Here is a 16,062-nt window from a genome sequence, read left to right as displayed (position 1 = left end):
TGCAACGGGATGTAGCGGCGGCGGCTGCAAAGCGCAACCGCCGCGGCGAAGAACGCCCTTATTGTCCTAAGCCCTAGTACAGCCCGCCGGTGCCCGGCCGCATGAAGAAACCGGAATCCGGCTGCTGCTGCTGTGACGCCGGCATGCGGCCGTCGGCATCGGCAACGCCGATGACCGAATAATTATCCGGCGGCGCCGTACCCGGCTTGAAGGCTTCGAGGATGGTTCCGCCGGTCTCGCCTGGACCGGCGCGCATGCCGGACTTGGCGACGACCCGCACCAGCTTGATGCCGGCCGGCACCTTGAACGGGACCGCCGGCTTGTCGGCGAGCGCGAGCTGGAGGAAGTCGCGTGCGATGGGAGCTGCGAGATGGCCGCCGGTCGCGGCGTTACCCTTGCCGAGCGGACGCGGCTTGTCGTAGCCCATATAGATGGCGACGGCCACGTCGGGCGAGAAGCCGACGAACCAGGCGTCCTTGGCCTCGTTGGTGGTGCCGGTCTTGCCGGCGATCGGCTTGCCGACCTGCTTGACCACGGTGGCGGTACCGGCCTGGACCACGCCTTCCATCAGTTCGGTGATCTGATAGGCGGTCATGGAATCCAGCACCTGCTCGCGGCGGTCGATCAGCTGCGGCTCGTTCTGGTTCTTCCAACCACCCGGCGCGTCGCAGCCGCGGCATTCGCGCTGGTCGTGCTTGAAGATGGTGTGGCCGTAGCGATCCTGGATCCGGTCGATCAGAGTCGGCTTCACCCGGCGGCCGCCATTGGCGAGCATTGAATAGGCCGTGACCATGCGCATCGCCGTGGTCTCGCCGGCGCCGAGCGCGTAGGAGAGATAGTTCGGCAGTTCGTCATAAACGCCGAAGCGGCGGGCATATTCGCCGATCAGGGGCATGCCGATGTCCTGGGCGAGGCGCACCGTCACCGTGTTGAGCGACTGCCGCAGCGCATTGCGCAGCGTCACCGGCCCTTGGAATTTGCCCGAGGAGAAGTTTTCAGGCCGCCACACGCCGGCGCCCTGGCCCTGGTCGATTTCGATCGGAGCGTCGAGCACGACAGTCGAGGGCGTATAGCCGTTGTCGAGCGCGGCCGAGTAGACGATCGGCTTGAACGACGAACCGGGCTGCCGATAGGCCTGCGTGGCGCGGTTGAACTGGCTCTGGTCGAACGAGAAGCCACCGACCATCGCCAGCACGCGGCCGGTCCAGGGGTCCATCACCACCATCGCGCCGGACACTTCGGGAATCTGGCGCAGCCGGTACTGGCCCTCGACAGGCTGGGCGTCCTTGTACAGCGGATCGGCATAGATCACATCGCCGGGCTGAAGCACTTGCGACACCGCGCTCGCCGCCCTGCCCTTCGCAGCCCCCGAGGCCGCTCGTGCCCATTTGATGCCGTCGAGCGTGATGAGGCCGGTCTCGCGCTGCTTGCTAATGGCGCCGCCGAGTTCGCGACTTGGCTGGAAGCCGATGCGCGCCGACTGGTCGCTGGTCTCCAGCACCACCGCCATGCGCCATGGCGAGATATCGGACAGAGACTTGATCTCGGCGAGCTTGACGCCCCAGTCGCCCGAAATGTCGAGCTTGCTGATGGCGCCGCGATAGCCCTGCTGCTCGTCATAGTTGACGAGTCCGGCGACCATGGTCTTGCGCGCCATGACCTGGATCTTCGGATCGAGCGTGGTGCGGACCGAGAGGCCGCCCTCGTACAGCTTCTTCTCGCCATAGCGCTCGAAGATGTCGCGGCGCACTTCCTCGGCGAAATATTCGCCGGCGAAGGTGTGGGCGCCGTTGGAACGGCTGGTCACGGCCAGCGGCTCCTTGCGCGCCTTGTCGGCGTCGGCCTGCTTGACCCAGCCGTTCTCAACCAGACGATCGATGACGTAGTTGCGGCGCTCGATGGCGCGGTCGCGGTTGCGAACGGGATGCAGCGTCGCGGGCATCTTCGGCAGCGCCGCGAGATAGGACGCTTCTGCCACCGTCAGCTCGTTCACCGACTTGTCGAAATAAACCAGCGACGCAGCCGCGATGCCGTAGGCACCGAGGCCCAGATAGATTTCATTCAGATACAGCTCGAGGATCTTGTCCTTCGAGTAGGTCTTCTCGATCCGCATCGCCAGCAAGGCTTCCTTGATCTTGCGGGCGAAGGAGACTTCGTTGGTCAGAAGGAAGTTCTTGGCGACCTGCTGGGTGATCGTGGAAGCGCCCTGCGGGCGGCGATTGGATCCGTAGTTCTGGATGTAGACCACGCCGGCGCGCGCCATGCCGGTGTAGTCGATGCCGCCATGCTCGTAGAAATTCTTGTCCTCGGCCGCGAGGAAAGCGTTGATCACGAGCTTCGGCACCGCCTGGATAGGCAGGTAAAGCCGCCGCTCCTTGGCGTATTCGCCGAGCAGCGAGCCGTCGGTCGCGTGCACGCGGGTCATCACCGGCGGCTCGTAATCCTGAAGCTGAGAGTAGTCCGGCAAGTCCTTGGAGAAATGCCAGATCAGGCCTGCGATGGCACCGACCCCGACAAGGAACAACACCGTTCCCGCGGCGAACAGGAAGCCCATGAACCGCACCAGCAAGCGCATTATCTGTTTATCCGTTCAAACTCTGGATCAGCCCAAAGATCAGCCCAAGACCAGCTTAAGATCAGCCCTTGGCACCGAAAACAGGCACCAAACCATCGCGAATTCACCGGCCTTACTCAATACTATCAGTGCCGGACCCACGACGCTTGCCGAGCGGGATTCTCGCCGATTCCGGAACCCCCTGCGGCGTTTTTATAAAGCGCCCGCTGTGGCCAAACTAGGGCTTTTGCGGCGGGACGGAAAATCACTCTCAATTCGACGATCCCCGGGTCGTCAATATCACGTCAGTTCGTCGATCCCCCGGTCGTCAATTGGACGATCCGGCCGTGGCCATCCGCTTGGCCAAAAACCCGTCGATCGCCTGCGCCATCGAGCCCACCGCACGCGAACGCCATCCCTCGGAGACCAGATGCTCGAGGTCGCCCTTGTTGGAGACGTAGCCGATCTCGACCAGGACCGACGGCACGTCGGGCGCCTTTAGCACCCGGAAGCCAGCCGACTTCAGGGGATGCTTGTGCATGCGCACCGTCGACTTCATTTCGCCCATCAACAGGCGGGCAAAACGACTTGAAAAGGTGCGGGTTTCCCGCTGGGTAAGATCGATCAGGATGTCGGCGACATCGGTCGGCTCCTCCGCGAGGTTGAAGCCGGCGATGGCGTCGGCCCGGTTTTCCGCATCCGCCAGCCGCTGCGCCTCGGCGTCTGATGCCTTGTCGGATAATGTGTAGATAGTCGCGCCCTGCGCATCGCCCTCGGCGCGCGGCAGCGCGTCGGCATGGATAGAGACGAACAACGCCGCCTTGAGGTTGCGGGCGACTTTGACCCGGTCGTTGAGCGGGATGAATGTGTCGTCGTCCCGGGTCATCACCACGCGATATTTGCCGGTTTTTTCCAGCCGTTCGCGCAGCGCCAGGCCGAAGGCCAGCACCAGATTCTTCTCGCTCTCGCCGCTCGACTGCGTGCCGTTGTCGATCCCGCCATGGCCGGGATCGATGACGACCACCGCGCGGCCATCGGCCTTCTGCCCGGCTTCAGGGTGCGCAGATGCCGGAACCGTCGCGGGCGGCGGATCGGCAATTGCCGGCCGCAGCTCAGGGCGGTTTTCCGGAGCTAACGACGCCACGAAGGCGGTGCGCTCGACCTCCTCCAGTTCGAGCACCAGCCGCGCCGGCTGACCGTTGGCAGCCTCCACCACGTAGGAATTGGCGATCTTGGCCGGGCCGGTCAGGTCGAACACGATTCGGGAGCCGCCGGGCATCACCAGCCCATAGCGGAAGGCCTTGACCAGTCCGCGTCCGCCGGAACCGGTGCCGGCGGGAAGTTGAAAATTAAGCTGGGGCACGTCGACCACCACCCGGTACGGGTCAGCCAAGGTGACGGCGCGGAAGGTCACGGTCTGGTCGATGTCGAGGACAAAGCGCGTTTGCCGGCCGTCGCCGGCCAGCCGGGCGGCCGAGGCCGTCGGGAAATTCGCAGATGCAACAGGGAGTTGAGGCTGACTTTCCGCAGCCTTCAGGCGCGAGGAATCAGCACACGGCAATGCCGCCGCGCAGAGCAGCACGCATCCCAGCAGGATCCTTTGATTTGCGCGGCTCGCCACCGATTCCGTGCCTCCGAGCAGCCTCTTTAACGCAATAGAACCACAGGGTTAAACGATCCTTAATGACGGACACGCGAAACTCGCTGACTGTGACCGCCGTGCGACGCTCCTTGCACGAATGGCCCAATCCACGTATGTACGGAATGCTGACGGCCGATATTTCCGGTTGTGTCGCATTCAGCCTCCCGGTGCAGCGCCGGAACTCTCAAGGTTTGGGAATTCCAGCGTTTTTCCGTTCCCCTCTAAGTCCAGCGCGGTGCGCGGCAGCGAGGTGAACGGGGCAAGCCCCGGTGGCGGACGGTCCCTGGTTACCACCACGTTTCCGGGACGGTTCTGACAGCGGCGCAACCCGTTACCCGGTCCCTTAATCCCAAGGGAGCGGTTCGTAATACCCAGGCGAGCGCGCTCGCGCCATGCCTGGCCATCAGCAACTGATTGAGGGGCGGCCCCGCCGCCCAATGTTTCATACGGGCCGACGCTTGATGCGCCAGACTGTGCCGACCAATTCCGAAGGACCATTCGCGACGCTGCGGAGTGACAATTCCGTGCGCCGCTTTGGTCCTCCGGCTTTCGGTTCGGCAAGGCGCGAGAGACGGTGTTTCGGCCTTCCCCTCACCCCCGAATCAGGTGGACCGTCGCGTCACCCGGCAGCGCTGATGGCGCCCACGGTGAATCGCGCCCGCCGCCGCCAAGAGTTAAGACATGCCCAACAAGATGTTGATCGATGCCACCCACCCGGAAGAGACCCGGGTCGTCGTGGTCCGCGGCAATCGCGTCGAAGAGTTTGATTTCGAGACCGCGCAACGCAAGCAACTGCGCGGGAATATCTACCTCGCCAAGGTCACAAGGGTCGAACCCTCGCTCCAGGCCGCTTTCGTCGAATATGGCGGCAACCGCCACGGCTTCCTCGCCTTCAGCGAAATCCATCCCGACTACTACCAGATCCCGGTTGCCGACCGGCAGGCGCTGATCGAAGCCGAGGAGCAGGCCCATCGCGAGGCCGAGGAAGAGAGCGAGAACCGCTCCCAAGGTCGCCGTCGCTCCCGCCACCGCAATTCCCGCCGCCGTAGTCATGGCGAGCGCGTCCGCAGCGAAATCGTCGAAGGCAGCGATCCCGCGGCCCGGCAGGTCCAGGGCGAGGCCCTGCCCGAGGGCGCGTCGCACGAGGGCGAGCACCTGCACGCCGGCGCAGAGCATCACGGCGAGCACGAAGGCCACGATCATCATGATCACGGCCACGAAGCACATGACCACGAAGGGCATGACCACGACGACCATCATCATGCCCATGGTGACGATCATCACGACCACGATCATGACCATGGTCATCACGACCATGATCATGCCGACGAGACACCGGCGCCTGTCGCAGCGATCGGTGCCGAGCCCGCGGTCGCCACCGAGGCCGTTGCCGAGCCGCAGGAGGTTGCCTCCGACGCACACGCCGACGACCTTGCCGAGGCCGTGACATCGGCTGCTGAGCCTGCCGACGCCGTGTACGCCGCAGGCGAGAGTGCGGAGCCTCCGCATCACGAATCCGAAGCCACGGCCGAGGATGACGACGAAGACGAGGACGACGAGGAAGCCGAAGAGGACGTCGTTGAATCCGTCGGCGGCGACGATGTGCTGGAGGAAGTGCCGGAGCGCACCTTCCGCCCCCGCCGCCAGTACAAGATCCAGGAAGTCATCAAGCGCCGCCAGGTGATGCTGGTGCAGGTCGTCAAGGAAGAGCGCGGCAACAAGGGCGCGGCGCTGACGACCTACCTCTCGCTCGCCGGCCGCTATGCCGTCTTAATGCCGAACACCGCGCGCGGCGGCGGCATCAGCCGCAAGATCACGAGCGCGCAGGACCGTTCGCGCCTGAAGGAAGTGGTGCAGGATCTCGACGTGCCCGAGGGCATGGGGATCATTCTGCGCACCGCCGGTGCCGCCCGCACCAAGCCCGAGATCAAGCGCGATTTCGAGTACCTGATCCGGATGTGGGAGACGGTGCGCGACATGACGCTGAAGTCGCAGGCCCCGACCCTCGTCTACGAGGAAGGCTCGCTGATCAAGCGCTCGCTGCGCGACCTCTACAACAAGGAGATCGACGAGATCTCAGTTGCCGGTGAATCCGGTTACCGCGAAGCGCGCGACTTCATGAAGATGCTGATGCCCGCCAATGTGAGCGCGGTGAAGCAGTATCGCGACGGCCAGCCGCTGTTCTCGCGCATGGGCGTCGAAAGCCAGCTGGATGCGATGTTCTCGCCGACCGTGCAGCTGCGCTCCGGCGGCTACATCGTGATCAACCAGACCGAAGCGCTGGTTTCGATCGACGTCAACTCCGGACGCTCGACGCGCGAGCATCATATCGAGGACACCGCGCTCAAGACCAATCTCGAGGCTTCTGAGGAGGTCGCCCGTCAGCTTCGGCTGCGCGACCTCGCCGGCCTGATCGTCATCGACTTCATCGACATGGACGAGAAGCGCAACAACCGCGCGGTCGAACGCAAGATGTCGGATTGCCTCCGGCAGGACCGCGCGCGCATCCAGGTCGGCCGCATCTCGCATTTCGGCCTGCTCGAGATGTCGCGCCAGCGCATCCGCGCCAGCGTGCTGGAATCCTCGACCGATCCCTGCACGCATTGCGGCGGCACCGGCCATGTGCGCTCGGTGTCCTCGGTTGCGCTCCAGTTGCTGCGCGGCCTCGAAGAGATCCTGATGAAGGGCGCGACCCACAATCTGGTGGTCCGCACCCGCACTGACGTCGCGCTCTATGTGCTGAACCACAAGCGCGGCCATCTGCGCGACCTCGAGAACGGCTTCAAGGTCACGTTGGCGGTCATCGCCGACCCGAGCGTCAACGGACCTCAGGCCTATGTCATCGACCGCGGCGAGCAGGTGCATACGCTGGAAGCCGCCAAGGCTCTGCTGGCGGCGCAGGCGGCCGCAAGCCCGCCGCCCCTGGTCGAAGAGGCTTATGACGACGAGGAATTCGATCCCGAGACCGAATCCGAGGTCGAGACCGAGGAGACCGAAGGTCTCGCCGAGGAGCAGACCGCAGGCGAGCAGACCGCAGGCGACGCTACCGAGCAGGACAGCCAGCGCCGCAAGCGTCGCCGTCGTCGCCGCGGTCGCGGTGGCCCGCGCGACGAGGAGACGCGCGAGGATGGCGCTCCCGCTCTTGCCGAGACGGCCATGGCGGCCGGCGAAGGCGAAGAGGATGCCGAGGCCGAGCCGGACGGCGAGGACGGCGAGGACCAGGCAGCCCGTGGCGAGCAGCAGGGCAGCGCGGACCGCCGCCGCCGGCGTGGTCGCCGTGGCGGACGCCGCCGGCGTGGTCCTGGCGAGGAAGGTCTCGCCGGCTCCATCGGCGACGAGCTCGCTGCCAATGCGCCGTCGGAAGCGACCGACGCAGTCGCCGATTTCGACGGTTTCAGCGGCGAGGCTGCGCCCTCGATCGCGCAGGCCGAGCACACCTCGGAGCCGCAGGTCGCCCAGCCAGAGCCGCGCGCCGCAGCAAAGATCGAGGCAAGCATCGAGGCAACGGCCCGGCCTGAGCCGGCTCCTGCTGCCGCGGACGAAGAGAACGCCGACGACAAGGCCTCACGACGCCGTTCGACGGTTCGGGAAAAGGTGAGCTTCCTGTCGAGCAGCCAGAGTGAACCGGCGCCGGTTGCTCAGGCGCCCGAGCCGGTTGCCCCGCCCGCACCGGCTCCGGAGCCCGCGCCCGCAGCGGCAAGCGAAACGTCGGCCGCACCGCGTCGTGCCGGCTGGTGGTCGCGCCGCTTCGGCGGCGGCGAATAAAGCGAACAAAACTGTTGAAACCGCCCGGCCAAACCGGGCGGTTTTGATTTGCGAGGTCAGTTCGATGCAAAGCGTGATCGTCCTCGGCGGCGGCATGATCGGCGTGAGCGCGGCGCTGCACCTCCAGCAGCGCGGCTGGTCCGTCACGCTGATCGACCGCAGGGAGCCGGGCCGCGAGACCAGCTACGGCAATGCCGGGATGATCCAGGCGGAAGCGGTGCGCCCCTATCCGATGCCACGCGACCTCGCCACACTCCTGAAGATCGCGACCGGCCGCACCAACGACGTGCGTTACAGCCTGTCGTCGCTTCATCTCCATATCGAGCCCCTGCTCCGCTATTGGTGGCATTCGGCGCCGAAGCGGCATCGCGAGGCGATCGACGCCTGGGCGCGGCTGATCGCCTACGCGACGGCGGAGCACGACATTCTCATTCGCGAAGCCCACGCCGACAATCTGATCCGCCGCGCGGGATACCGACACCTGCATCGCGACGCAGCTTCGTTCGATCTCGCCGTCAAGGCGGCGGAAGAGGACCAGCGCGAATTCGGCGTGAGGTTTCGTGCGCTCTCGGGCGCCGAGCTCGCCAAGGCCGAACCTGTCCTGCGCGACGACCTGCCCGGCGCGATCCATTGGCTCGACACCTGGACCGTGTCCGATCCCGGCGCGCTGGTCACGGCCTATGCCGATCTGTTCGAACGCCTCGGCGGCACCATCGTGCTAGGCGATGCCCAGAGCTTGCAGCAAACCGCGACCGGCTGGTCGGTCGGGACCGACGTTGGACGCATCGACGCCGCCCACGCCGTCGTGACGCTCGGGCCGTGGTCGCCCGATCTCCTGCTCAAATTCGGCTATCGCATCCCGCTGGTGCGCAAGCGCGGCTACCACATGCATTACAGCGGTGGCGCCTCGCTCGATCTGCCTCTGGTCGACAAGGCCGGTGGCTACGCCATGGGTCCGATGGCCAAAGGCATCCGCATCACCACCGGCGCGGAGCTGACCGGCCTGGACGCGCTCGCAACGCCCGTGCAGCTCGCCCGCGCGGAAGCCTCCGCGCGCGAGCTGATCGATCTCGGCAAGCGGGTCGAGCCCGATCCGTGGTTCGGCACCCGCCCCTGCACGCCCGACATGCTGCCGGTGCTCGGCCCCGCCCCACGCCATCCCGGCCTCTGGATGAACTTCGGCCACGGCCACCAGGGCTTTACGCTGGGACCCGCGACCGGGCGCCTGCTCGCCGAGATGATGAGCGGCGAAACGCCCGCGATCGATCCGACGCCGTACCGGCCGGAGCGATTCTAATTCGCAGTGTTGACGGCAAGCACCGCGCGCGCGTCGCCCGATGCAGGTTGAACGCGCGAGTTCGCAAATTCCGTCAGCCAGCGCGCTCGGCGAGAAGTGTCCTGATGCGTTCGGCATCATCAGGCGTCGCCGGATTGTAGACGACCATGCCGAGATCTGGCCTACCATCTACGGCAAAGGCCGAATATTCGAACGCGATCGGACCGAGCACGGGGTGGCGCAGATGCTTGACGCCTTCGCCATGGGCGCGGACGTCGTTGTCGCGCCATAGCGACGCGAATTCGGGGCTAAGGCGGCAGAGCTCATCGACGAAGTCGGCGACATGCGAGACGGCCCCGGCCCGCGCTGCATCCGCCCTGAAGGCGGCGACCACGAAGCGGGCCACACGGCCCCAGTCATGTTGCGCGGCGCGCACCCGCGGCTCGCAGAAGATCAACCGCAAGATGTTGCGTCGCTCCGGCGGGAGCTTGGCGTAATCGGTCAGCACGATGGTCGCGGCGCGATTCCAGGCAACGACGTCCCAGATTGCAGTTCTGATGATCGCCGGGCTGGTCTCCAGCGCGTCGAGCACGCGTTGCAGCCGCGGCGAGACGCCTTCGCTCGCCTGGTAGCGCACCTCGGGCGGGCGGCCGAGCCCGATCAGGAACAGGTGTTCACGCTCGACATCGGTCAGCATCAGCGCTCGCGCGATGCGGTCGAGCACATCGGGCGACGGCGCGCCGCCGCGGCCCTGCTCGAGCCAAGTGTACCAGGTCGGGCTGATATTGGCGCGCTGCGCCACCTCCTCGCGGCGCAGCCCGGGCGTGCGCCTGCGGCTACCCGCGAAGCCGAACGCGGCGGCATCGAGCCGGGTGCGGCGGTCCTTGAGGTAGGTCCCCAAGAGGTTCTCAGCTGTCGCGCTCTCGCTCATCCTGTTAGCAATCATACCCTGATAATGTCACTACTTTACCCGGATAATCCTAGCGCAGATGGTCGTCTCCACCAAGCCTGGAGATACTCATGCGTGTTTTCGTCACTGGCGCCACCGGCTTCGTCGGCTCCGCCGTCGTCCGCGACCTGATCGCCGCCGGCCACCGGGTCACGGGCCTCGCCCGCTCCGATGCGGGAGGCGCGGCGCTCGCCGCGATGGGCACCGATGTCCACCGCGGGTCGCTGGAGGATCACGCGTCGTTGCGCAGCGGCGCCGCCGCCTCCGACGGCGTCCTGCACCTCGGCTTCAACCACGACTTCTCGAAGTTTCTGGACAATTGCGAGCTCGACCGCGGCGCGATCCTGGCGATCGGCGAGGAGCTCAAGGGCTCCGGTCGCCCCCTCATCGTCACCTCCGGCGTCGCGCTGCTTGCGCCCGGCCGCCTCGCCACCGAGGACGATGTGTCGGCGCAGCGCTTTCCGCGCGTGTCGGAAGCGACCGCGCTGTCGCTGGCCGGCGTCCGCGCCGCCGTTGTGCGCCTTCCGCCCTCCACGCATGGCGAGGGCGACCACGGCTTCGTCCCGATCCTGATCAACCTCGCGCGCCAGAAAGGCGTATCGGCCTATGTCGGCGATGGCGGCAACCGCTGGCCCGCCGCGCACCGCATCGATGCCGCGCGCGTCTACCGGCTGGCGCTGGAGCAAGGCGCAACCGCAAAGCACTATCACGCGATCGCCGAGGAAGGCGTGCCGTTCAAGGCGATTGCGGAAGTGATCGGCCGGCGGCTGGGCGTGCCCGTGGTGTCCCAATCGCCCGAGGAAGCGGCCGCGCATTTCGGCTGGTTCGCACAGTTCGCGGCCGCCGACGTTCCGACCTCGAGCGCGAAGACGCGTGCTGCTCTCGGCTGGTCGCCCAAAGAAAAAGGGCTGATCGAGGATCTCGACCAGCCCTATTACTTCAAGATCTGACGGCGCTCGGCACCGCCAAATGCAGATCAGTCCGTCGTGACCGCCGTTTCCATGTCAGTCGGATCGATCTGCCTGGCGAGATTGGCGTTGAGCTTGTCGCGATCGAGTTCGCCCTCCCACCAGGCGACGACCACGCAGGCAACGCCGTTGCCGCACAGATTGGTCAGCGCGCGGCACTCGCTCATGAACTTGTCGATGCCGAGCACGATCGCCATGCCCGGCACGAGGCGCGGATCGACCACGGCGAGCGTCGCCGCCAGCGTGATGAAGCCCGCGCCCGTGATGCCGGAGGCACCCTTCGAGGTCAGCATCGCCACCACCAGGATGGTGAGCTGCTGGCCGAAGGTGAGATCGAAGCCCAGCGCCTGCGCGATGAACAGGGTCGCCAGCGTCATGTAGATGTTGGTGCCGTCAAGATTGAACGAATAGCCCGTGGGCACCACGAGGCCGACCACCGACTTGGAGCAGCCGAGGCGCTCGAGCTTTTCCATCAAGGACGGCAACGCGCTTTCCGAGGACGAGGTGCCGAGCACGATCAGCAGCTCGTCCTTGATGTAGGCAAGGAACTTGAAGATGGAGAAGCCGGCGAAGCGCGCGATGGTTCCGAGCACGACGAATACGAACAGCGCCGCGGTCACGTAGAACGTCGCGATCAGGCCGACGAGGTTGAGGATCGCCCCAGTGCCGAACTTGCCGATGGTGTAGGCCATCGCGCCGAAGGCGCCGATCGGGGCTGCGCGCATCACGATGGAGATGACGCCGAACACCGCATGCGCAGCGTCGTCGATGAAGCTGCGGATGGTGTGGCCGCGTTCGCCGAGCCCCATGATGGCGAAGCCGAACAGCACCGAGAACAGCAGCACCTGCAGGATCTCGCCTTGCGCGAAGGCGCCGACAACGGTGTCCGGAATGATGTGCAGCACAAAGTCGACCGACTTCTGGCCTTCGGCCTGCTTGGCGTAGTTGGCGACGGCCTGCGCATTGGCGGCGGCGCCGCCGAAGCCCGCACCCGGCTTCACCAGATTGCCGATGATAAGTCCGATCACCAGTGCGAAGGTCGAGACGATCTCGAAATAGACCAGCGCCTTGACGCCGATGCGGCCGACCTTCTTGGCGTCCTGGATATGGGCAATGCCCGAGACAACGGTGCAGAAGATGATCGGCGCGATCACCATCTTGATCAGCTTGATGAAGCCGTCGCCGAGTGCCTTGATCCACTCATTGGTAGCGACTGACGGCCAGAGCCAGCCGACGATGGCGCCAAGCACGATCGCGATCAGCACCTGGATATAAAGTACCTTGTACCACGGCTTGGCGGCGGGCGGCGCGACCGGCGCCCCCACCATCGTTGTCGTCGTCATTGTTTCACTCCCCCTCAAAACGCCAGGCCAGCCAAGATCAACTTGGCCGGCCCTGTCAATCGGAACTGCTCGATATTGCGCGCTTTACCCGCGGTCGATCACCCGGCGTATCGCCGGCATCAACGTTGCGCCCAGCGCGTTCTTGACCAGCGAGGCCGCAACGAACGGCATCAGGCCGACCTGCCACGCCTTTGCGGCGCCGAGGCCGAGACCGAAGGCCAGCCAGCCAAAGCCCGCGGCCAGAATGAGGATGTGGCCGACGGCCATGGCCGCAAACAGCAGCATTACGCTGCGATCCCAGCCGCGCTCGGCGAGCCAGCCGGTGACGAACGCGGCGCCAATGAAGCCGAACAGATAGCCTGCGGTCGGGCCGACCAACGGTGCGATTCCACCAACGGGACCGGCGAACACCGGCAGGCCCATTGCGCCCTCGGCGAGGTAGGCGATCATGGTTGCGCTGCCAAGCCGCCAGCCATAGGCGGCGCCGATCATCAACACGACCAGCGTCTGCAATGTCATGGGCACGTAAGGCAGTGGCAGGTTCACCTTGGCTGACAGCGCCATCAAGGCGGTGCCGAGCGCAATCAGCACGACGGCGCGCAAGGCGCCGACGGTTTCACCCGGCCGGATCGGCCACATCAATGCGGCGAGAGGAGAATGCGTGGCGGTAGACGGGACGGAACGGTCAGACAAGTTGCACTCCAGAAGGCTGTCGAAAACTGGCGGCTATTTAAGCCAGTGGGCGATCCGGTCAACTGCTTCCCGCATCTCCGCAGCCGAACGCGCGTAAGAGAGCCTTATGAATGAACGACCATGGATGGGATCGAAGTCGAGCCCCGGCGTGACCGCGACATGGGCCTGTTCGAGCATCTGCTTGGCGAACTCGAAACTGTCGGAGGTGAAATCCGAGACGTCCGCATAGAGATAGAATGCACCGTCGGCCGGCAGAAACCTGGTCAGGCCGGCCTTGGGCAATCCCTCGATCAGGATGCGCCGGTTTTCCTGATAGCCGTGCTTGATCTCCTCCATCTCGGCCGCGCCGTCGAAGGCCGCTTCGGCTGCGATCTGCGACAGCGATGGCACCGAGATCGACAGGTTCTGCTGCAGCCGCTCGATCGGCCGCACCAGAATCTCGGGCACGACCATCCAGCCGACGCGCCAGCCCGTCATGCAGAAATACTTCGAGAACGAGTTGATCACGAGCGCATGATCCGACAGCGCCGCCGCCGTCACCGCGGGAAACGCGTAGTCGAGCCCGTGATAGATCTCGTCCGAGATGAAGCGGATGCCCGCGTCTTCCGCCGCCGCGATCAGGCTGGCGAGCGCCTCGCGGGACATCATCGTCCCGGTCGGATTGGCGGGGCTGCCGACCAGCACGCCCTTCAGCGGCGCCTTGCGATGGGCGGCCAGCAGCGCCTCGCCGGTCAGCGCATGGCGCGTCTCGTTCGTGGTCTCGATCAGCACCGGCTCGCAGCCGAGCGCGGTGAGGATATGACGGTACGGCGGATAACCCGGCACCGTCACGGCAACGCGGTCGCCCGGCTCGAACATCGCCAGGAATGCCAGAATGAACCCGCCGGAAGAGCCGGTTGTCACCACGATCCGCTCCGGACTGACGTCACAGCCATAGGCGTCGCGATAGTGCCGCGCGATGCGCGCGCGCAAGGAGGGGATGCCCAGCGCGGAGGTATAATCGATCCGCCCTGCCTCGAGCGCCGCATGGGCGGCTGCAATCGCGCTCTTCGGCGCGCCGGCGGCCGGCTGGCCGACCTCCATGTGGATGACATGGCCCCCGGCCGCCTCGATTCGGGCCGCCGCGGCCATCACGTCCATCACCATGAACGGGGGAACATCGCTACGGCGGGAGGGCGCGAGCCACTGCCCCAACCGGTTCCTCAATGTCGCATCGTGCATCGATTTCTGCTATTCGCTGGCGGGGCCGATCCGTCCGACCCGGGCAAAACGGGGTGCTTGCGCCCCAGACTGGCCGCATTGTACGGCTCATAAGGGGTACGGCTCAAAGGGGCATATCGCGTATCCGGTCCGCCGCCAATCGCCAAAACCAATCACTGAACTGCTTGACCAGGAATGCCTGACAAGCCTGCTGACAAGACCGTTTGACCCAGACCGCTTGATGTTGTTCCAGATCGCATTGCGCAAGACGGCCACCGCCCTCACCTCCCTCGTCGCGGCGGCTGCGATCGCGCTGACGCCGTTCTCGGCCGCGCATGCGCAGGCCAAGGGGCCGCCGGTCCTGCGCGACACCGAGACCGAGCAGCTGCTGCGCGAATACACGCGCCCGATCCTGCGCGCCGCCGGTCTGGAAAAGCAGAACATCCAGATGGTGATCGTCAACGAGGGCTCGTTCAACGCGTTCGTCGCCGATGGCCGCCGCATCTTCGTCAATTACGGTGCGATCCTCCAGTCGGAGACGCCGAACCAGATCATCGGCGTGCTCGCGCACGAGACCGGGCATCTGGCCGGTGGCCATCTGTCCAAGCTGCGCGAGCAGCTCGCCAATGCCCAGACCCAGATGATCATCGCCATGCTGCTCGGCGCGGGCGCGATGGCCGTAGGCAGCACCCGCGGCAGTGGCAGCGCCGGCAACAATGGCCTTGCCAATGCAGGAGCCGCCGCCCTCGCCGGTCCCCAGGAGATGATCCGCCGGACGCTGCTGTCCTACCAGCGCCAGCAGGAGGAGAACGCCGACCGCGCCGGCGTGAAATTCCTGACTGCGACCCAGCAGTCGCCGAAGGGCATGTACGAGACGTTCAAGCGCTTCACCAGCGAGAGCCTGTTCGCCGCACGAGGCGCCGATCCCTATCTCCAGTCGCACCCGATGCCGGCCGAGCGCGTCGCTTCCTTGCAAGAGTTCGCCAGCTCCAGCCCTTATTGGGACAAGAAGGACGATCCAGCGCTCCAGCTCCGCCACGACATGGTGCGCGCCAAGATCTCCGCCTTCATGGAGCGGCCGGAGACGGTGTATCGCCGCTATCCCCTGACCAATGACAGCATGCCGGCGCGCTACGCCCGCGCCATCAGCACCTATCTGCACGGGGATTTGCGCAGCGCGCTCACCCAGATCGACGCGCTGATCCAGGTCCAGCCCAACAATGCGTATTTTTACGAGGTGCGCGGCCAGGCCCTGCTGGAGGGCGGCAAGCCGGCCGAGGCGATCCCTGCCCTGCGCAAGGCTGTCGCACTTTCGAACAACGCGCCCCTCATCGAGATGTTACTTGGGCAGGCTCTGGTTGGGTCCGATAATAAGGCCTACACCGATGACGCCGTTCGGATTCTCCGGGCCGCGGTCGCACGGGAACCGGAGGCCATTCTCGGCTACATGCAGCTCGCGATGGCCTATGGCCGGAAGGGCGACTATGCCGAGGCCGATCTGGCGTCGGCGCAGGCCGCTTATCTGCGCGGCGACAACAAGACCGCCCGCGAGCTTGCGACGCGCGCGAAAACCCGTTTCGCCGTCGGCACGCCCGGATGGGTCAAGGCCGACGACATCGTGGCGTCGAAACCGCCGCGCAACTGACAAGACCAAGACGACCTGACAAGACGA

10 protein-coding genes are annotated in these 16,062 nt (G+C 65.7%); 4 read left to right on the top strand and 6 right to left on the bottom strand.

Annotation, left to right across the window (positions count from 1 at the left end; translation table 11 throughout):
* Positions 1-73: 73 nt before the first annotated feature.
* Positions 74-2,575 carry a penicillin-binding protein 1A gene (locus tag IVB48_RS39760; protein ID WP_247286227.1) on the bottom strand — a complete coding sequence of 834 codons (2,502 nt, stop codon included), beginning with the start codon at positions 2,573-2,575 and terminating at the stop codon, positions 74-76.
* Between the two features lie 307 nt (positions 2,576-2,882).
* A complete protein-coding gene (locus IVB48_RS39755) occupies positions 2,883-4,175 on the bottom strand; it encodes an N-acetylmuramoyl-L-alanine amidase (RefSeq protein WP_247408631.1) in 1,293 nt (430 codons plus the stop codon).
* A 702-nt stretch (positions 4,176-4,877) separates the two neighbouring features.
* Here IVB48_RS39755 and IVB48_RS39750 point away from each other — a divergent pair.
* The gene (locus tag IVB48_RS39750; RefSeq protein ID WP_247408630.1) at positions 4,878-7,961 is read left to right on the top strand and encodes a ribonuclease E/G; all 3,084 of its coding nucleotides are present in this window, start codon (positions 4,878-4,880) and stop codon (positions 7,959-7,961) included.
* Positions 7,962-8,025: 64 nt separating this feature from the next.
* Positions 8,026-9,258 carry an FAD-dependent oxidoreductase gene (locus IVB48_RS39745; protein WP_247408629.1) on the top strand — a complete coding sequence of 411 codons (1,233 nt, stop codon included), beginning with the start codon at positions 8,026-8,028 and terminating at the stop codon, positions 9,256-9,258.
* A gap of 73 nt (positions 9,259-9,331) precedes the next feature.
* Here the strand turns inward: IVB48_RS39745 and IVB48_RS39740 are convergent, their stop codons facing one another.
* Positions 9,332-10,168, bottom strand: coding sequence for a helix-turn-helix transcriptional regulator (locus IVB48_RS39740; protein ID WP_247408628.1), 837 nt, complete (start codon positions 10,166-10,168; stop codon positions 9,332-9,334).
* Between the two features lie 89 nt (positions 10,169-10,257).
* On the opposite strand from IVB48_RS39740, the gene IVB48_RS39735 reads away from it, so the two are divergent.
* Positions 10,258-11,136, top strand: coding sequence for an SDR family oxidoreductase (locus IVB48_RS39735; protein WP_247408627.1), 879 nt, complete (start codon positions 10,258-10,260; stop codon positions 11,134-11,136).
* Positions 11,137-11,162: 26 nt separating this feature from the next.
* On the opposite strand, the gene IVB48_RS39730 is transcribed toward IVB48_RS39735, so the two are convergent.
* From IVB48_RS39730 to IVB48_RS39720, 3 genes are all read right to left on the bottom strand, one after another.
* Positions 11,163-12,497 (bottom strand): dicarboxylate/amino acid:cation symporter, encoded by a 1,335-nt coding sequence (locus IVB48_RS39730; RefSeq protein WP_027569833.1) that lies wholly within the window; start codon positions 12,495-12,497, stop codon positions 11,163-11,165.
* A gap of 84 nt (positions 12,498-12,581) precedes the next feature.
* Positions 12,582-13,136 carry a biotin transporter BioY gene (locus IVB48_RS39725; protein WP_247408826.1) on the bottom strand — a complete coding sequence of 185 codons (555 nt, stop codon included), beginning with the start codon at positions 13,134-13,136 and terminating at the stop codon, positions 12,582-12,584.
* Positions 13,137-13,223: 87 nt separating this feature from the next.
* Positions 13,224-14,411: an aminotransferase class I/II-fold pyridoxal phosphate-dependent enzyme gene (locus tag IVB48_RS39720; protein ID WP_247408625.1), complete on the bottom strand. Its 1,188-nt coding sequence runs from the start codon at positions 14,409-14,411 to the stop codon at positions 13,224-13,226.
* Positions 14,412-14,631: 220 nt separating this feature from the next.
* Here IVB48_RS39720 and IVB48_RS39715 point away from each other — a divergent pair, with 220 nt between their 5' ends.
* Positions 14,632-16,035 (top strand): M48 family metalloprotease, encoded by a 1,404-nt coding sequence (locus IVB48_RS39715; RefSeq protein ID WP_027517691.1) that lies wholly within the window; start codon positions 14,632-14,634, stop codon positions 16,033-16,035.
* The last annotated feature ends 27 nt before the right edge of the window (positions 16,036-16,062 follow it).

Source organism: Bradyrhizobium sp. 76 (assembly GCF_023073025.1).
Classification (GTDB): Bacteria; Pseudomonadota; Alphaproteobacteria; order Rhizobiales; family Xanthobacteraceae; genus Bradyrhizobium.
This window is presented reverse-complemented; position numbering and strand designations above follow the sequence as displayed.